At 38.1% G+C, this 17,710-nt stretch carries 17 protein-coding genes; all 17 read right to left on the bottom strand.

All coding sequences use genetic code 11. The features are described 5' to 3' along the window. Positions 1–52: 52 nt before the first annotated feature. Positions 53–1,897: a RagB/SusD family nutrient uptake outer membrane protein gene (locus ABWU87_RS11625; RefSeq protein WP_353330890.1), complete on the bottom strand. Its 1,845-nt coding sequence runs from the start codon at positions 1,895–1,897 to the stop codon at positions 53–55. Positions 1,898–1,910: 13 nt separating this feature from the next. Next, positions 1,911–5,252 (bottom strand): SusC/RagA family TonB-linked outer membrane protein, encoded by a 3,342-nt coding sequence (locus tag ABWU87_RS11620; protein WP_353330888.1) that lies wholly within the window; start codon positions 5,250–5,252, stop codon positions 1,911–1,913. A gap of 168 nt (positions 5,253–5,420) precedes the next feature. After that, entirely contained in the window at positions 5,421–6,428 is a 1,008-nt protein-coding gene (locus ABWU87_RS11615) for a FecR family protein (protein ID WP_353330886.1), read from the bottom strand. 75 nt (positions 6,429–6,503) lie between these two features. Then, a complete protein-coding gene (locus ABWU87_RS11610) occupies positions 6,504–7,049 on the bottom strand; it encodes an RNA polymerase sigma-70 factor (RefSeq protein WP_353330884.1) in 546 nt (181 codons plus the stop codon). Between the two features lie 340 nt (positions 7,050–7,389). Further along, positions 7,390–8,682 carry a tyrosine--tRNA ligase gene (gene tyrS, locus ABWU87_RS11605; RefSeq protein WP_353330882.1) on the bottom strand — a complete coding sequence of 431 codons (1,293 nt, stop codon included), beginning with the start codon at positions 8,680–8,682 and terminating at the stop codon, positions 7,390–7,392. A 66-nt stretch (positions 8,683–8,748) separates the two neighbouring features. Further along, on the bottom strand, positions 8,749–9,381 hold the full coding sequence (locus tag ABWU87_RS11600) for a TatD family hydrolase (RefSeq protein WP_353330880.1): 633 nt from the start codon (positions 9,379–9,381) through the stop codon (positions 8,749–8,751). A gap of 7 nt (positions 9,382–9,388) precedes the next feature. Next, a complete protein-coding gene (gene yidD / locus ABWU87_RS11595; RefSeq protein ID WP_353330878.1) occupies positions 9,389–9,610 on the bottom strand; it encodes a membrane protein insertion efficiency factor YidD in 222 nt (73 codons plus the stop codon). Beyond that, positions 9,607–9,999, bottom strand: a complete 393-nt coding sequence (locus ABWU87_RS11590) for a ribonuclease P protein component (protein ID WP_353330876.1) — start codon at positions 9,997–9,999, stop codon at positions 9,607–9,609. Before ABWU87_RS11590 ends, yidD begins: the two co-directional genes overlap by 4 nt. Positions 10,000–10,095: 96 nt before the next feature. Beyond that, the gene (locus tag ABWU87_RS11585) at positions 10,096–10,854 is read right to left on the bottom strand and encodes a uroporphyrinogen-III synthase (RefSeq protein ID WP_353330874.1); all 759 of its coding nucleotides are present in this window, start codon (positions 10,852–10,854) and stop codon (positions 10,096–10,098) included. A 4-nt stretch (positions 10,855–10,858) separates the two neighbouring features. Continuing rightward, the gene (locus tag ABWU87_RS11580) at positions 10,859–12,019 is read right to left on the bottom strand and encodes a DUF4271 domain-containing protein (protein ID WP_353330872.1); all 1,161 of its coding nucleotides are present in this window, start codon (positions 12,017–12,019) and stop codon (positions 10,859–10,861) included. Beyond that, on the bottom strand, positions 12,016–12,603 hold the full coding sequence (locus ABWU87_RS11575; protein WP_353330871.1) for a TIGR00730 family Rossman fold protein: 588 nt from the start codon (positions 12,601–12,603) through the stop codon (positions 12,016–12,018). Before ABWU87_RS11575 ends, ABWU87_RS11580 begins: the two co-directional genes overlap by 4 nt. 194 nt (positions 12,604–12,797) lie before the next feature. After that, positions 12,798–14,093, bottom strand: a complete 1,296-nt coding sequence (metK, locus tag ABWU87_RS11570; RefSeq protein WP_353330869.1) for a methionine adenosyltransferase — start codon at positions 14,091–14,093, stop codon at positions 12,798–12,800. Between the two features lie 238 nt (positions 14,094–14,331). Continuing rightward, positions 14,332–14,799 carry a 2-amino-4-hydroxy-6-hydroxymethyldihydropteridine diphosphokinase gene (gene folK / locus ABWU87_RS11565; protein WP_353330867.1) on the bottom strand — a complete coding sequence of 156 codons (468 nt, stop codon included), beginning with the start codon at positions 14,797–14,799 and terminating at the stop codon, positions 14,332–14,334. Between the two features lie 6 nt (positions 14,800–14,805). Then, positions 14,806–15,864 carry a tRNA preQ1(34) S-adenosylmethionine ribosyltransferase-isomerase QueA gene (gene queA, locus ABWU87_RS11560; RefSeq protein WP_353330866.1) on the bottom strand — a complete coding sequence of 353 codons (1,059 nt, stop codon included), beginning with the start codon at positions 15,862–15,864 and terminating at the stop codon, positions 14,806–14,808. A gap of 16 nt (positions 15,865–15,880) precedes the next feature. Further along, positions 15,881–16,579, bottom strand: a complete 699-nt coding sequence (truB, locus tag ABWU87_RS11555) for a tRNA pseudouridine(55) synthase TruB (RefSeq protein ID WP_353330864.1) — start codon at positions 16,577–16,579, stop codon at positions 15,881–15,883. Next, a complete protein-coding gene (locus ABWU87_RS11550) occupies positions 16,579–17,472 on the bottom strand; it encodes an undecaprenyl-diphosphate phosphatase (RefSeq protein ID WP_353330862.1) in 894 nt (297 codons plus the stop codon). Before ABWU87_RS11550 ends, truB begins: the two co-directional genes overlap by 1 nt. 2 nt (positions 17,473–17,474) lie before the next feature. Beyond that, positions 17,475–17,705, bottom strand: coding sequence for a DUF3098 domain-containing protein (locus tag ABWU87_RS11545; RefSeq protein ID WP_353330860.1), 231 nt, complete (start codon positions 17,703–17,705; stop codon positions 17,475–17,477). Positions 17,706–17,710 lie beyond the last annotated feature (5 nt).

Genomic DNA, 17,710 nt, shown 5'->3' with positions numbered 1-17,710 from the left:
ACACCCTTTAAAATCAAAGTATCCACCTTTATCTGTTTATTTCATTTTCAAGTTAATTAGAGTGGTCTAGCGGTGTTATGTTGTCTTCTGAACCACTATAGCCTTTGTTTTGATTAATATGCCCCTGAACATTTACTTTGATGGCATCTATAGGAATAGGCCACAGAACATGATATGGACTCATTGTATATTCGTTTCCTTTGGCTGTTTTAACCCCTTTATTATAGAAGTCAGAGTATTTGGAGATTTGATCAAAGAAAAAGTTATTTTCAGAGAATTTGTCCAAAGAATAAGTCTTGCCATTGTCAGCAACCTTGCCCGTTTGTGCATAAATATAAGCAATACGGGTCAGTTCTGTTTTACGAGGTTCTTCATAAAATAGCTCTCTTGCTCTTTCGTCCAGGATAGTTTTCATTGTCACTTCACTTGCGGTCAAAGGCCTGGCTTGAGCCCTTGCACGGATTTTATTTAGATCTGCTGCAGCTTCCTCTTTCATGCCTTTCCAGTAATAGGCCTCTGCTCTTAAAAGATAAGTTTCTGCCAGACGGAAAATATACCAATCGGCATGTCCCCCTCTCCAGTTAGCTTCTGTATCATCCGGCACATAGACTTTATAATGCGGCCATCCTACCCATGCTCGTATCGTATCTTTGCATAAATATTTCCCTTTTGCATCTGTTAGTTGAACAGGTTTGCCATACCACTGAGACTTTCCTTTTAAAGAAGGATTATTATAATTCAAGTCTGACATTTCCATCCAATTTCCTTTTGCATGACGAAGGTCGGTATTGTCCAAAGTCCAAATCATGTGTGTATGATACCATGTTGAACGTAGTGTACAGATTCCACGTCCATATTGTTTTAAATATGGATTTTTCACTTCATCGTTATCTACAAAACCCGCAAAACCATCCGGAGTCAAAAGATTATTTGTGGCTGAATACATAGGCAAGACCTGACGTTTTATTTCAAGTCCGGTTGCTGAACCACCTTCAGGTCCAAAACGATCGAGCACCATATAAAGCACCTCCTTATTGGCAGGTAGTGCTTTGTTCTCTGAACGGTGCAAATCCCAGATAACATTCTTTGTTGCATCATTCTTGTCAATGCCAAACCGTTCGGTCATTAAAGAGTGTACTCCATCATTAATCACTTTAGAAGTTGCATCGATGGCAGCATCAAACTCGCCTAAGGCTAAATCTATCTTAGCCAATAGGTGATAGGCTGCAGCTTGACTAACCATTCCTTTATTAACTTCTTTCTTCAAATATGGAGCAGTTCTTTCCAGGTCCTCTTTCATCATCCGAAGAATGACTTCTCGTTTGGTAGTGTAAAAATTATACCGGGGCTCTGTAATCTCCTCTGTGATTAAAGGAACATCGCCAAACTGATGAACCAAACGATAATAGCGATATGCACGATGAAAATAAGCTAGTCCTTCTACCTCTTTCCTTTGTTCTTCAGAGTCAAAAGTTGCAGTTTTGGAACGAGAAATAATGGTATTGGCATCTTTTATACCTTTATACATACTGTCCCAATAAAAACCACTTCTACCTGCATTGGCAGCTGTTGATAAATTGGCACTGGGAGTTATCTGGCGATTCAAATCCTGAGGAGGATTATTGGTGTCAGTCATTCCGTTAACGGCCACGTCGGAAAACACAAGTTCAGTGAGAAATGCTGGAGGTGCAGAAAATCCAGTAGGATAATAATCTATATAACGGACATCTCTATTCAACATATCTGTTGCCGTCTTTAATCCCCCATAAGAATTAAATGAGTTTTCGGGCGTAAAGAATGATAATGGCTTTGGCTCTAGCCAGTCGGTGCAGGCAGTTGTTAATGTCAATAAACCTAAGGCACAAACATATATCCCCTTTTTATCTAAAAATTTCATGACTTTCAATTTTTTATAATGTTAGGTTAATTCCAAAATAAACAATTCTTGGTGTATTGCTTCCACTATTTTCAGGATCTTCTCCTTTCCAGCTTGGTGCAATATATCCAACATTTCTCATTGTCAGGTTTACATTCAATCCCTCAATCTTAGCATTTTTCAACCACGCTTTTGGGAATATATATCCTACTGATATATTATCAAAACGGAGGAAGGAAGCTTTACTATAAACATTGAAATCGATTCCTGCCGGACGTGCAGCTTTTAAACGTGCATATTCATTTGTTGGATTATCTGGAGTCCAATAAGGAGTTTTTATCTGATTAGTCACATTCAATAATGCATTGTCGTTTTTTGCTCTGTTAAAAGAGGCATAATGACCAATATAAGAATATACACTGAATGATGCGGAAATATTCTTAAAGATAATAAACTCATTACGCATGTTCCAACGAACCTGTGGAGTGGTATGTCCCTGGAAGACCTTATCTTTATTATCGTATTTGTAGTTGCCATCCACATCCAGTACTTTCATGTCACCTGGCATTTGGCCATATTTTTTTGCTTCTTCAGCTTCATCAATCTGCCATACGCCAATCTGCTTATAACCCCATATTTCATCTAATGAACGGCCAATAAAGTACCCTTTTGAAATATCATCTGCTTCTTTCTGGCCAATCACATTTCCCGCTTCATCTTTTATGTCTTCTGTTAGGCCATATAGGTGCTTGATAGTATTTTTGTTATAAGCCAGATTGAAACTTGTATTCCAGTTGAAGTTATTTTCTTTTATATTTCTTGAATTTAATGAAAGTTCGAAACCTTTATTTTGTACTTCACCAATATTGCTAATTACATTTGTATAACCTGTAATACTTGGTAAAATTCGGGCATTTAACAAGTCTGATGTGCTTTTAATATATACATCGAGGCTACCTGATAAACGACCATTAAACAGGGCAAAATCTAATCCTGCATTATATGCAGTAACCGATTCCCATTTTAAATTAGGATTAGCCATATTGGATGCATAGAAACTATTTACGTTAATAAGATCTCCGGTAAGATAATCACAATAGTAGTATTTTCGAGGATCCAATCTCATTAAAGCTTCATAGGCCCCAATATCCCGGTTACCATTCTTTCCCCAAGAAAGTCTTAGTTTTCCATATTCAACGAATGTGTTTTTAGGGAAAAAATTCTCTTCTGAAAAAACCCATCCCAATGCAAGGGCCGGGAATGTTGCTCTGGGATTATTCATCCCAAAAGCAGAATAACCATCGCGCCTAACTGTTGCTGTTATCAGATATCTTTTGTCATATACATAGTGAAACCTTCCCATATATGCATCAGCAGTTCGATAACTATCATTGCTATTCACTGTTGGTTGAGTTCCATATCCAATTCCGCCGTATCCCAAATTATCACTTGGCTCAAATAATTTGTTGGTCATTTCATTATTCCAGCGTTGAAACTTCTCACAATTGGCAAGCAATGTCACATCAAAAGCATGTTTTCCAAACTCCTTGTTCCACTTCAGCATGTTATCCGATTGCCAGAAAAAGTCTTTTGTCTGCTCGCGGGTGACATTACCTTTGTCCTTTGCCCATGCAGGATGTTCTGAAGATTGATGATTCAGATAGTTTGTCCATTCAAAGCGAGGAGAATATGTTGTTTGTACGGATAAACCAAAAGGCAGGTTTACTTTGAGATACATTGAAGCATTGATATTATTTATATCATTGATTCTCTTTGTATAAACAGCATCTATTAAAGGATTGTATCCATTTAAATTGTCATTAGGATATAATTTATATTTTCCATTCTCATCATATACATTTCCATAAGGAGAACAACTCTGATATCCCCCTACGCTTATATATCCCTCGTTACGAGCAGTGAACTGAGCATTTACGCCATATGTAATATACTTCTGTGCTTTGCTTTCCAAGTTAAAACGAGCCCGCACCGCATCAAATCCACCGCCTTTTAAATTATTCTCATTTTTTATATAATTTAGAGAAGAATAATACGACATCTCTTCTTTGTTTCCTGCCACGCTTACAGTATAATCTTGTCGAAGAGCTGCATTATTATAAGTCAGTTTTTCCCAATCGGTTACATTGCCAGCCTTATAATTCTCAATTTCGATGTTTGACATCTCTAAACGAGACAGCCAAATGGCAGTGGGATCTCCCGAAGCACCATCCATCCATGTCGATAATTCGCTACCCGATAAAGCTGTCGGGTCAGAGAAATATCCTTTAGGTTTAGATGGATACATACTCTCTTCTACAGCTTGGCGGTAGTTCACATATTCTTTTCCTTTATAGACTTCCGGAAGCGAGTTTTTGAAAGCTACTCCAAGCGTAGCACTAAAGTTTATAACAGGTTTCTTTCCTCTTGTCCCTTTTTTTGTTGTAATAAGGACTACACCATTTGATGCTTTTGCTCCATAGACAGCAGCAGAACTGGCATCTTTGAGCACATCTATTTGCTCAATATCACTAGGATTAATATCTGTTATTTCTCCAGGATAAATTACTCCATCTAGAACAATAAGAGGAGATGTTCCGGCAGACATAGAACCTTTTCCGCGAAGTAACATACTAGTATTTCCCTTTGAATCGGTAGCCATCCCTACAGCCAGTCCGGCAACGCCGGTTCTGAGCATATCTTGAATTGTTTTTGGCTGATCCTTTTCAAGTTGTTCTACTTTTAAAGTGTTGACAGCTCCGGTTAGGTCTTTTTTCTTCATGGTACCATATCCCACCACTACTACCTCATCAAGTGTTTTAGTATTCTCAACTAATTTAATGATAGCGGTAGCACTTGCTTTAACAGTTTTTGTTTGATAACCAATATAAGAGATGCGCAGATTTGAACCATGCTGAGCAAATAAAGAAAAATTTCCGTCTATATCTGTTATAGTTCCTTTTTTTGTTCCCTCAATCAAAATATTTGCTCCAATAATAGGCATACCTGCTTCATCAACAATGGTACCTTTAATATTGGCATCTTTGTCTGTAGTGTTTTCTGTGATTTTTTTGTTTTTTGGAAACAAAGCTATCTGAGAATTTGTAACTTCAAAATCCAGATCGGTTGATTTTAACATCAATTCTATCGCTTTTTTTAATGAAGTGTTTTTGGCTGATAGAGTAACTCTTTGTTTTACGTTTGTCTTATTTACATCATAAAAAAAAGTATATCCACTACTTTTTTCAATCTGTGTCATTGCCTCTGCAAGAGTAATATTAGAAAAAGATAAATTAATTCGTTTTTCTGCAACTTGAGCCGACAAGCTCAGCACAGAAAATAATAGCAAGAAGGTTGCTATATATTTCTTTAAATTCATATTTTTGTATGTTTATAAATTTAACATTAAGTTGTAAGGAGCAAGAACCTGTCAAATTCAATCGCTTACTACTTTGTTAATTGATTCTCATGGCACGGGTTATTCTATAATCCGTGCTTTTTTTAGTGTGTGTGGTTTTGTTGTGTTTTACATAGTATTATTTTATTTTTAAGGTTTAACATCTATTTTTCTAGAAATATTCACACTGTTATTTTCATCAAATCGATATTCTATGGCATTAATACGCGCCATAATCCTGAGTACTTCTTCTAAAGGTTCATTCTGTAACGTGAATGTATAATATTGTTTTTGTGATAAAGCAGGATCGATTTTAATATTGACGCCATACCATCTTGATAGAAAACGACAAATTTCCTCAAGTGATTTGTTTTTGAATATAATTTTGTCATTCGCCCATGATTTAACAAACTCAACATTGCCTTTTCGTATGGATAGTTGATTTCTTTTTTTTGAAAATGTAGCTATTTCGCCAGGATAAAGTGCTCTGTTTTCTGTAGCTGTTTTTAAAGAAACGGCTCCATTTACAAGACTTACAAAAATATTTTCATTATTTGGAAGTGCTTCTACATCGAACTTAGTACCATGTACTATAATTTCGACTCCATCAGTTTTTACTATAAATGGTCTTTTCTTATCTTTTGTTACATCAAAATAAGCTTCACCAGTTATTTTTACACTCCTATCAGTCTCTCTAAAATCTGTTTCATAAGAAAGAGTTGTATTTGAATTAAGCCACACAACTGTTCCATCAGGGAGTGTTATTTTTGATTTACCACCTAATGTAGAATATGTTTGAGTTGTAATCCTGGAGTCATGAAAAGATTTTGTGATCAGGAAAGATGCAGTAATGAAAACAGCCAGTATAACACATGCTACCGCTGAATACCGATAAATAGAAGTAATTGGAATGAATTTTCTTGAGGTCTTCTTTTTAGTAGCATTCATCTGAGCAGATAGCTTTTCCCAATAGTAGTTCTTGTCAGGCACATACCCTGAGACGCTTGATTGCACATTTTCCCATACCTCATGAAGTTCATCAAAAACTTTTTTATTTTCGTCTTCGGAAAGCCATTTAACCAGCCTGAAATTCTGATCATCAGTAATCTCGTTTTTAAGCTTTAAAATTATTAATTCCCAAGGTACTTTCTTATTCATAGTATCTGCGTCAATGTGATTTATATATATGACACAAATAGGCGTTGCCACCCTTACGCAAGGGGGGAGTTTTTTTTAAAAAAGATATCTATACTCTTCTCCAAGAGATTTCTTAATGCATTTCAAAGCTTTAGTGATTTGAGCTTCAACTGTCTTAATTGATATTTTCATATCTTCTGAAATTTCCTGATTTGTCAGATTCAGATTTCTGCTTTTACAAAAAACCTCTTTGCATTTTTCAGGAAGAGCAGATACGGCCTCTTCAATCAAATGGTTTAGCTCATCGATCTCTATGTATGGGAAATCGGTAGAAAATTTACTATCTGCAATGTCATCAATAGAACAAATCTGTTTTCTATCACGCAAATGGTTTAAGCATCTATTACGAGCTGCCTGGAATAAATAGGCTTTAAACGATAATTTTATTTCTATTTTTTCCTTGTTCTCCCAAAGATACATAAATATATCTACTGCTAATTCCTCGGCTTCTTGTGGATTACCCAAATAGAGACGCATGTAACGACACGTTGAAACAAAATATGTATCAAATAAATATTTAAATGCTTGTTCGTCTCCTGCTTTAATTAGTTTAAAAAGTAGTATGTCGTCAAGTTCATTCATTTATATGTTTTGTGTGTTTTCTATGCAAAAATATGATAATATTGTGTTGGTGAAAAGGAAAGGATAAGATATTTTTTAATTAATCGGCTACCTTTTGGAGGCACCTATATAATTATAAGCAAACTTTATCACATCTGTGGATGTGCAAATAAAAAATCCCGGTTATCAAATTTGATAATCGGGATTTTTTATGTTGTCTCACAAAGATTCGAACTTTGACTGACAGAACCAAAAACTGTAGTGCTACCATTACACCATGAGACAAACTGTATGCTTCCTTTCAAAAGCGATGCAAAGATAGTCTAATCAGTGATACTATCCAAACTTTTTAATATATTTTTTATTTTGCAATAATCAGGAAATAGTTCTTCTTTCCTTTCTGTACCAATAAATATTTGTTGTTCAGTAGATTCTCCAGATTGATTATCTGATCGAATGCTGCCAGCTTTTCTTTGTTTATTGAAACTCCACCTCCTTGAACCAGTTTGCGCATTTCTCCTTTGGAAGGAAATACTGCTGCAATCTCAGTGAACAGATCCACTGCTTTTACTCCTTCTGTCAGAACTTCTTTAGAAACCTCGAATTGAGGAACTCCTTCGAATACTGCCAATAAAGTATCTTCATCCAGTTTCTTTAATGCATCAGATGTTGCATTACCAAAGAGGATATTCGATGCGTCGACTGCCGCATTGTAATCTTCTTCCGAATGAACCATTATGGTAACTTCTTTTGCCAGTCGTTTCTGTAGAGTGCGAAGGTGAGGTGCTGCAGAATGTTCAGCTATCAATGCATCAATCTCTTCTTTAGTTAGCGAAGTGAAAATCTTGATATACTTAGCAGCATCATCGTCGCTTACATTTAACCAGAACTGATAGAATTTATAAGGAGATGTATATTTAGGATCAAGCCATACGTTGCCCGATTCTGTCTTTCCAAATTTGCCACCATCGGCTTTGGTAATCAGTGGGCAAGTCAAAGCAAACGCTTCGCCTCCGTTTGTACGGCGAATCAATTCTGTTCCCGTAGTAATATTTCCCCATTGATCGGAACCGCCCATCTGAAGTCGGCAACCTTTAGTTTCATATAAATGAAGAAAGTCGTATCCTTGCAAAAGTTGATAAGTAAATTCCGTGAACGACATTCCAACGGTTGATTCACTGCTAAGTCTTCTCTTTACAGAGTCTTTAGACATCATATAATTCACTGTGATGTGTTTACCAACTTCTCTTGCGAAATCAAGGAATGTAAAATCCTTCATCCAGTCGTAGTTGTTAACAAGTTCAGCGGCATTGGATGCATTGGAGTCAAAATCCAGGAATTTGGCCAATTGTTTTTTGATGCAAGCCTGGTTGTGACGTAGTGTTTCTTCATTCAGTAGATTTCTTTCGGCCGATTTGCCTGAAGGGTCACCGATCATACCAGTGGCACCACCAATCAGAGCCAATGGTTTGTGGCCGCAACGCTGGAAATGTCTCAGCATCATAATTCCACACAAGTGTCCAATGTGCAATGAGTCGGCTGTCGGGTCAATGCCTAAATATGCAGTAACCTGTTCCTTTGTCAGTAATTCTTCTGTTCCGGGCATCATATCATGCACCATTCCACGCCATCTTAATTCTTCTACAAAATTCATCGAATGATTATATTATTAAAGGTTTATGCTTACAAAAGTACGACTCTTTATTCTAACGACCAACTCTTATCGGTTAAAAAAGAGCTGTTTGATATTTTGTTGTATTTGTTCCTGTAGTTTTTCAACAGATAGATTAAGTATTTTGGCAACAGTTTGATATATTTCTAGAATATTCTTGTCACTCTCATCTGTTTCCAGTAGAAGACGTTCCAACGGGATGCATTTCAGTGCGTTTTCCTGGAATTGCTCTCCGAATGACAGATAGATGCCATGTGCAAACAGTTGTTGGGCCAGCTCTCTTTTTCCCCTGAATCCGTGAATAATCCACGTTGCCTTAGGTGAAAGCTCTTTCTTCAACATTACAATTTCGTTTACACTTTTAACCGAATGAATAATCAGAGGCTTATTAAGTGTTTCAGACAATTCTATATGATGGCGGAATATATCCATCTGGATTGAGAGCGGAGTAGTTATTAATTTGTCTATTCCTGCCTCTCCAATTGCAAGTATTTGTGGGTTCGATGCAATCTTTTTTAGATATTCTAATTCTTTCCCGGTATCAGCGTTGATATACCAGGGGTGAACCCCGACAGAATAATACCCTCCCTCCTGAGGATTGAAAGCAGTGGGCAAGCAGCTGTAGATGCATTGCGAAGAATTTTCTTTCACTCGGTGGGTATGTATATCCAGAATTTCCATTTCTTTTTTAAGGGACGGGATCGTATCCAGAGCCTCCCCAGGGGTGGCATCTAAGAATTCGTTTTATGGCAAGATAGGTCCCCTTGAATGGGCCATGTTTTTTAATTGCTTCCAGGGCATACTCGGAACAGGTTGGCATAAAGCGGCAAGAAGCAGGAGTCATTGGGGAGATGCATGCCCTATAAAAGTAAATGGGGAGCAAAAAAATATAGGAAAGAATCTTTTTCATTGCTGTTTTTCGATTAGTTTTTCCAGAATCTTTTTGGTGCATTCCTCTATTCTTTCCGTAGGATAGAGTTCATTACTCAAGTATATGAAAGCCATGGCCAGTCCATACCCTTTCTCATTCAGAACAGTCAGTAGTTCGTATTTGTTTTTCCGGTATGCCTCTCTTATTTGCCGTTTTACTCTGTTTCTCTTTACAGCACGTTTGAATCGTTTTTTAGGCACACTTATAAGAATGCTGGCAAAGATGTTTCCTTTTATTTCGACGGGCATATATACTACCCGCAACGGATAGACAGAAAACGATTTGGAGTTTCCTTCAAATAGTTTATCTATAACATTTTTGCTGTTCAGTCGTTCAGCCTTGCAAAGTCCGTTGCTGTGTATATCCATGTTACTGTATTAAAAACAACCGAGAGCCTCGATTTACAGAGTAATCACTCTGTAAATACAAAACTCTCGGAATTGAATATAAGTTTATGATCGAATTTACTTCTTTCCCTCTTTGTTAGTCTCTTTGATAAATAAATCAAGAGCTGCAGTCATAGAAGGGGCTTTTACGCTAGGAGCCTCTAAGTCAAGACGCAGTCCGGCATCGCGAACGGCCTTAGCGGTTGTAGGTCCGAAGCATCCAATCTTAATATCTTTTTGCTCAAAATCAGGGAAGTTCTTCATCAGTGAGGAAATTCCTGAAGGACTAAAGAAAACCAGCATGTCGTAATCAAATTCTTCCCCTTCCTGGAAGTCGTTACTAACAGTGCGGTACATAACAGCTTCTGTGTGATCGATGTTATTTTTGTCGAGCAGATTTTTCATTTCGTCGTTATGAACATCTGACATCGGAACAAAAAACTTCTCGGAATTGTGCTTCACAATCGTAGGAATCAGGTCGGCAATTTTACCTGTTGCACCAAAGAATACTTTGCGCTTGCGGTACTGTACATATTTTTGTATGTAAAGAGCCACAGTTTCGGAGATGCAAAAGTATTTCATCGTTTCAGGAATTGCTAAACGAAGCTCCGAACAAAGGTTGAAAAAGTGGTCTATGGCATGACGTGATGTGAAAATCACGGCAGTATGATCCAAAATAGACACTTTTTGTTGCCTAAACTCTTTAGAAGATATGCTTTCCACTTTAATGAAGGGGCGGAAATCAATCTTCACGCCATACTTTTCTGCGATGTCATAGTAGGGCGACTTCTCAGAAGTAGGTTTGGGCTGCGATACGAGTACTTTCTTTATTTTCAAAATCCTAAAGTTTTATTTGCAATATGATATTTGTTTGTAAAAGTCCTTGAACCAAAAGGAAGCAAGGCAAAATTTCAAGCGCACAAAAATACACAATTAAAAACAAAAGACCATACATATTTTTGAAAAAAAGCGTTAGCCACTTGAGGAACATCAGTATTTTAGCAAAAATTACCAGAATTAACCCAATAATAAGGATTGTTGAGACTGCTAAGTCCGAATAAACCATCAATAATATACAGGGAAAAAGACAAAGACCCAGGTTGTAAATTATCGCAGAATAGGTTTCTATCCAGGCCGATGTTATATATTTATCAAAGAATATCCATCCCAAAAATTTATAGATCATCCATTTTATACCATAGTATATTACGAAAATTCCGATATATATTCCTAATACACAGTAAATAGAAGTATTGTCCAACTCCAAAGGGTTGTAATCATGAAAATAATCAAAGCAGAAAACTCCCAAAAGAATGCAAGTTTGAAATTGAAGCATTACCCGGTAACGAAGATCAGATGCAGTTGCTCTTCCAAGAAAATCAGAATGTTCTTTTCTGCTGAAAAGATTTTTTGTCTGTTCTATAAGCCCTTTTTTGCCATTTGTGAATACATAAGCTGTAAGGATAAAACAAAATAAAAGCAATCCGGTGATCGCGTTATCTGCTCTTAATCTATAGGGTATTGGGGTACCATCAATCCCTGAGGGAAGATGACCTGTTGAAGTCCATTTGATAGAATCTCCGGGTATAAAATGTGTCTTGTAATACAGCGGTATGGTATCAGGAGCAACCTGTTGGGCTTTCCTGATGGAATCGGTCGCTTCTGCATGTGCTTTGATTGAATCATTCTGAGCCTGCAAATGCTGCAACAATATATCAGTATTTGCAATGACGGGTTGTTGGTTCTGGGGCTCACTCCCCTTTTTTTGTGATTTTATTTTGCTTTGTTGTGTTGCTTGGTTATCCGCTTGGTTTATAGTCTGTCCCTGCGCAGATATTTGTTTTTTTAAGGATTGTACACCTGCAGAAGTTATATTCTTTCCTGAAGCCTGTGTTTTGCTTGTACCCGAGGTACCAGTTGTTGCAGGCTGAACTTTTACCGGAGTTGCAACCAGAGGGTTGGCTACAGGTTTCTGGATACTATCTTTTACTACAACAATCATATCGCTGCAAACTTACGGATATTCTTGTCCCATTTAGGGGTATTATAAAGCAACTCAATTGCCTCCTCAGGTGTTTGAGCTACGCTCCATATGTTGGCATGTTGCGGACGCATAAAGTTCTGCTCCACCGCTTCATTGAGCTGGGACAGCAAAGGGTTAAAGAAATTGTTTACATTAAGTATTATGATTGGGTTGAAATATAGCCCCAATTGCTTCCAAGTGATAATTTCCAGTAACTCTTCCAGAGTGCCGCATCCTCCTGGTAAGGCGATAATACCGTCTGACAGGTCTGCCATCAGTTGTTTTCTTTCATGCATGGTAGTTACTTCCACAAGCTTTGTGAGGCCTTGATGGTGCCAGTTTTGTTCAACCATAAAGCTGGGAATCACACCCGTAACTTCTCCTCCAGCTTGAAGAGAGGCATCGGCGATAGCTCTCATCAGTCCAATACTTCCAGCACCATTTATCAGACGAATCTTGTTTTTGGCCAATAGTCGACCCAATGCAGTAGCTGCATTAAAGTAGGTTTGGTCTATTTTTGTGCTTGAAGCACTATATACACATACAGAAGTAATGTTATTCATCCCGGAAGTCTGTTTTACATTTAGCTGCAAAATTAAGCAAATCTTTTCGTTTTACGACTTTTATAATGAGGAATTGTAGTATACTTAAAGAAGAGTTAGCATCTGAAATCATCTTACGTTAAATATGGCAAAAAAAAGACTATGCAATTCCTGCTGAAGGAACGGCATAGTCTTTCTATTTTTTGTCCGGTTGATTAATATAAGCCGAACTCTTCTTTTACTTTGTCGATGTAGTCAAGTTTCTCCCAGGTAAACAATTCAACTTCCATTGTTTTATCTTCCAAATAACGTGAGTGGAAGTGTTTTGTTACAGTTTTCGGGGTGCGTCCCATGTGTCCGTATGCGGCGGTTTCTGAATAAATAGGGTTACGTAGTTTCAGGCGGTCTTCGATTGCTTTCGGGCGTAGATCGAAAATCTTATCAATCTTCTGGGCAATTTCACCGTCTGTAATGTTCACATTGCTGCGTCCGTAAGTATTTACATAGATATTGATAGGGCGAGCCACACCAATAGCATAGGATACCTGAACCAGAATTTCGTCGGCTACACCTGCAGCCACCAGGTTCTTTGCAATGTGACGTGCTGCGTATGCTGCACTACGGTCTACCTTACTAGGGTCTTTGCCGGAGAAAGCGCCACCACCATGAGCACCTTTACCACCATAAGTATCAACAATAATCTTACGTCCTGTTAGTCCTGTATCTCCGTGTGGTCCTCCAATAACGAATTTTCCTGTAGGATTTACGTGGTAAGTGATGGCACCGTTGAACAAGTCTAAGATCTTTCTATTATGAATAGATGCAAATACTCTTGGCATCAATACTTTAATAACGTCCTCGCGAATAATAGCCAGCATCTCTTCGTCAGCTTTTAACTGAGCTTCTGGAGAATCATTTTCCGGTTGAATGAAATCATCGTGTTGAGTAGATACAACAATTGTATCAATACGCACTGGTTTTCCATTATCATCGTATTCTATTGTAACCTGGCTTTTTGAATCCGGGCGGAGATAAGTCATTACTTTGCCTTCTCTTCTGATTTTTGCCAGAATGTATAGTATTTTATGCGCAAGATCCAAAGACAATGGCATGTAGTTCTCTGTTTCGTTGGTTGCATAACCAAACATCATTCCCTGGTCGCCGGCACCCTGTTCCATCGGGTCTGTACGTTCAACTCCACGGTTAATGTCGGGAGATTGTTCGTGGATGGCAGAGAATACACCGCATGAGTTTCCTTCGAACATATACTCGCCTTTAGTATAACCAATCTTATTGATTACATTACGAGCAACTTCTTGTAAGTCCACATATGCTTCAGATTTCACTTCACCCGCAAGTACTACTTGTCCGGTAGTAACGAGAGTTTCGCAAGCTACTTTAGAACTTGGATCATAAGCCATTAGTTCGTCAAGTACAGCATCCGATATTTGATCGGCTACTTTGTCGGGGTGTCCTTCAGACACCGATTCGGATGTGAATAAATATCCCATGGATAAATAAAGTTTTTGATTGACGGTTTTTTTAATAGCCGTCGGTTTATACTAAATATAATCCTTAAATGAGGGGATGATTCGGAGAGGTAGTAACTTGATAAATAGCTAAATTTTAGCATTTTTTACTGTGGTTGCAAGCGGCCCAAATCTTTCCACATTTTAAGATGGCACAAATATAAAGCTAATTTCCTGAGTTTGGTTCTTTTAAAGGATTTAATTTAAAAGAATTTAATACTCATAAAGATATTTCATTGCAAAGGGTACGTATTGTTTTGCCAGTCTCCGGCTCAATCAGTTCAGGTGCTATTTCGTTTAGCGGGATGATGACAAATGAACGTTCTTTTATTAATGGGTGGGGAACAGATAGCTTTTCAGACCGGATTATCAGATTGCCATAAAAAAGGATATCAATATCAATCAGGCGGTCGTTGTAAACCCCTCCTAACGATTTCTTTGTTCGCCCCATTTCTTTCTCTATTTTCTGGATCTCTTCTAGCAACACGAGTGGGGAGAGGACTGTTTCTACACATACAGCGGCATTTAGGAATGAATTGTCTGATTCAAACCCCCAGGGCTCTGAAGCATAAAAAGCAGACAGGGAAATAACTTTCCCTATCCGCTCTTTTATTTTTTCTATTGAAAGATGCAAATTGCTCTCCTTGTTACCCAGATTAGAACCTAAGCCCAGATATACTTTTGTCATTCCCAATTATTTGTCCAAAATCAGCATTGCATCACCGTAGGTACCAAAACGGTATTCTTCTTTTAATGCTACCTGATAAGCATCCATTACAAAATCATAACCGCCAAATGCTGCTACTATCATTAATAGAGTAGACAGGGGCATGTGGAAATTAGAAATCATGGAGTTGGCCACAGTAAATTCATAAGGAGGGAATATGAATTTATTTGTCCATCCTTCGAATGTTTTTAAGTGTCCGTCAGTGCTTACAGTGCTTTCAATGGCTCTCATTACTGTTGTACCTACTGCGCAGATGTTTCTGTTCTCATCTTTTGCCTTGTTGACAATTCTGACAGCTTCATCAGAAACTGTCATTTGTTCCGAATCCATTTTATGTTTGGTAAGGTCTTCCACATCAATATCACGGAAGTTACCCAATCCGGCATGCATAGTTATAAATGCAAAGTCTATACCTTTGATTTCCATGCGTTTCATTAGTTCTCGGCTGAAGTGAAGACCTGCAGTTGGTGCAGTTACCGCGCCTTCATGTTTTGCAAAGATCGATTGGAATCTATCTTCATCTTCGGGTTCTACCGGGCGATTCACGATGGAATGTGGAAGAGGTGTCTCTCCCAATGCATAGAGTGCTTTTTTGAACTCTTCGTGAGGACCGTCATAAAGGAATCGCAATGTACGTCCTCGTGAAGTTGTATTATCAATTACTTCGGCCACCATTGAGTCGTCATCACCGAAGTAGAGCTTATTCCCGATTCTGATTTTTCGAGCCGGATCAACCAGTACATCCCATAAGCGCAGTTCCTGATTCAGTTCTCGCAGTAAGAATACCTCGATACGGGCACCGGTCTTTTCTTTGTTTCCGTAAAGACGAGCTGGGAACACCTTTGTGTCATTGAATATAAAGACATCTTTATCATCAAAATAATCCAGGACATCCTTAAATACTTTATGTTCAATTTCACCAGTCTTCTTATGAAGAACCATCAAACGGGATTCGTCTCTGTACTTTGCAGGGTGCAAAGCAATTCTATCCTCGGGCAGTTTAAATTTAAATTGTGACAGTTTCATATTTTCTTTCTTTACGTTAGTTTACTTCAATTTCTTGTTTGTCTAGCCATTCCACAAAATGGTCTATTTCCATGCAATCCTCTAATCTTATATCACCAATCCGTGTGCGGATTAGTCCTGTAAGATGTGCACCGCTGTTAAGTGCTTCGCCAATATCCCGTGCCAATGCCCGTATATAGGTTCCTTTGCTGCATACTACCCGTATTTTGATTTCGGGCAGGTTACATTCCAGTAGCTCAATTTCGTCAATCACCAGAGTCTTAGGTTTTAGTTCTACCTCTTTCCCTTTTCTGGCCAATTCGTAAGCTCTTTCGCCATCAACTTTACAGGCCGAGAAGGCTGGTGGAACCTGTTCAATGCTTCCAATGAATTTTTTCAATGTTTCCTCAACCAACTCACGAGTGATATGCTCCGTAGGGTAGGTGGTATCAATCTCTTTTTCCAAATCATAAGAGGGAGTGGTAGCCCCTAGCATGATTGTGGCAATATACTCTTTTGTTTTGTACTGGAACTCTTCAATTCGCTTTGTGGCTTTCCCGGTACAGATAATCATTACACCTGTTGCCAAGGGGTCGAGCGTTCCGGCATGGCCAACCTTTAGTTTTTTTATTCTCAGTTTTCTCAGTAGCGGAAATTTTACTTTAGCCACGAGATTAAAAGATGTCCACTTCAGTGGCTTGTTGAAGCATAAAACTTCTCCTTCAATAAAATTCATTAAACAATTTCTAAATTATGTCCTAAAAACATCATCACCAAGATGATTCCTCCTACAATGATGCGATAATAACCAAAAGCCTTGAAGCCATACTTGGTTACAAAGCTGATGAAAAACTTAATAGCCAGCAATGCCACAATAAAAGCTACCACATTACCAACTATCAATGCCATTACATTCTGGCTCAGAATCTCTATTCCGTTGGGTTCCAGAAAAAGCTTTAACAACTTATAGGCCGTAGCAGCAAACATGGTTGGAACCGCCAGGAAAAAAGAGAATTCGGCAGCAGTTTTACGTGACATTTTTTGTGTCATTCCCCCAACGATGGTCGCCATAGAGCGTGAAACTCCCGGTATCATGGCGATACATTGAAAGAGCCCTATATTGAAGGCTTTTTTCTCAGTCACACCTTTGCTTTCATCAACCTCCGTGAAAATTTTATCCACAAAAAGCATAAATATTCCTCCTATTACCAGCATTGTAGCAACTACAGTTACACTTTCCAGCATTTCATCAATCTTATCTCCAAAAATAAAGCCTATTACAGCTGCCGGGATAAATGCAATCAAGAGCTTCCAGTAAAAATCAAATTTATAGAGGAATCTTTTCAGATAAACAACAACTCTTCCCCCAAAAGGTTTGTTGTAAGTCGCCTGTTTATCAATAATTTTGCACTTATTCAGTTTGAAAAACTTTTTCCAGTAAAGTACTACAACGGATAGAATTGCCCCAAACTGAATAACTACAGTAAATGCCTTTACAAACTCAGTGCTCTGAACACCCAGCATATTTTGTACAATAATCATATGACCAGTTGAGGAGACAGGCAGGAATTCAGTCAACCCTTCGACAATTGCAATAAGTATGGTTTGTAATAATGTCAAATCTCCCATTCCTACTTGTCGGATTTAGGTTTATGTACAACGCCGTAAATCATGAAAATAAATCCCAGGAAACATACCATAGGCGCCACTTTGATTCTGCGGACACTGAAGATGTCAGGCTGAAAAGTTGTCTCCGTGGTTGAAGGACCTGTCATTAATATAAAGCCTAAAATAATAATAACCATCCCTATTGCTAGTAAGATAAAGTTGGATTTACCGAAAGCTAATTTCTTTTTGTCCATATTCT

It is taken from the genome of Bacteroides sedimenti (assembly GCF_040365225.1).
In the GTDB taxonomy this organism is placed as follows: Bacteria; Bacteroidota; Bacteroidia; order Bacteroidales; family Bacteroidaceae; genus Bacteroides; species Bacteroides sedimenti.
The sequence above is the reverse complement of the archived record's forward strand: the minus strand, read 5'-3'. Positions and strand labels throughout refer to the sequence as shown.

Excerpts from the sequence above, each read along its gene's own strand:
- ABWU87_RS11625 (WP_353330890.1), bottom strand. The coding sequence starts at position 1,897 with ATGAAATTTTTAGATAAAAAGGGGATATATGTTTGTGCCTTAGGTTTA.
- ABWU87_RS11620 (WP_353330888.1), bottom strand. The coding sequence starts at position 5,252 with ATGAATTTAAAGAAATATATAGCAACCTTCTTGCTATTATTTTCTGTG.
- ABWU87_RS11615 (WP_353330886.1), bottom strand. The coding sequence starts at position 6,428 with ATGAATAAGAAAGTACCTTGGGAATTAATAATTTTAAAGCTTAAAAAC.
- ABWU87_RS11610 (WP_353330884.1), bottom strand. The coding sequence starts at position 7,049 with ATGAATGAACTTGACGACATACTACTTTTTAAACTAATTAAAGCAGGA.
- tyrS (WP_353330882.1), bottom strand. The coding sequence starts at position 8,682 with ATGAATTTTGTAGAAGAATTAAGATGGCGTGGAATGGTGCATGATATG.
- ABWU87_RS11600 (WP_353330880.1), bottom strand. The coding sequence starts at position 9,381 with ATGGAAATTCTGGATATACATACCCACCGAGTGAAAGAAAATTCTTCG.
- yidD (WP_353330878.1), bottom strand. The coding sequence starts at position 9,610 with ATGAAAAAGATTCTTTCCTATATTTTTTTGCTCCCCATTTACTTTTAT.
- ABWU87_RS11590 (WP_353330876.1), bottom strand. The coding sequence starts at position 9,999 with ATGGATATACACAGCAACGGACTTTGCAAGGCTGAACGACTGAACAGC.
- ABWU87_RS11580 (WP_353330872.1), bottom strand. The coding sequence starts at position 12,019 with ATGATTGTTGTAGTAAAAGATAGTATCCAGAAACCTGTAGCCAACCCT.
- ABWU87_RS11575 (WP_353330871.1), bottom strand. The coding sequence starts at position 12,603 with ATGAATAACATTACTTCTGTATGTGTATATAGTGCTTCAAGCACAAAA.
- metK (WP_353330869.1), bottom strand. The coding sequence starts at position 14,093 with ATGGGATATTTATTCACATCCGAATCGGTGTCTGAAGGACACCCCGAC.
- folK (WP_353330867.1), bottom strand. The coding sequence starts at position 14,799 with ATGACAAAAGTATATCTGGGCTTAGGTTCTAATCTGGGTAACAAGGAG.
- queA (WP_353330866.1), bottom strand. The coding sequence starts at position 15,864 with ATGAAACTGTCACAATTTAAATTTAAACTGCCCGAGGATAGAATTGCT.
- truB (WP_353330864.1), bottom strand. The coding sequence starts at position 16,579 with ATGAATTTTATTGAAGGAGAAGTTTTATGCTTCAACAAGCCACTGAAG.
- ABWU87_RS11550 (WP_353330862.1), bottom strand. The coding sequence starts at position 17,472 with ATGGGAGATTTGACATTATTACAAACCATACTTATTGCAATTGTCGAA.
- ABWU87_RS11545 (WP_353330860.1), bottom strand. The coding sequence starts at position 17,705 with ATGGACAAAAAGAAATTAGCTTTCGGTAAATCCAACTTTATCTTACTA.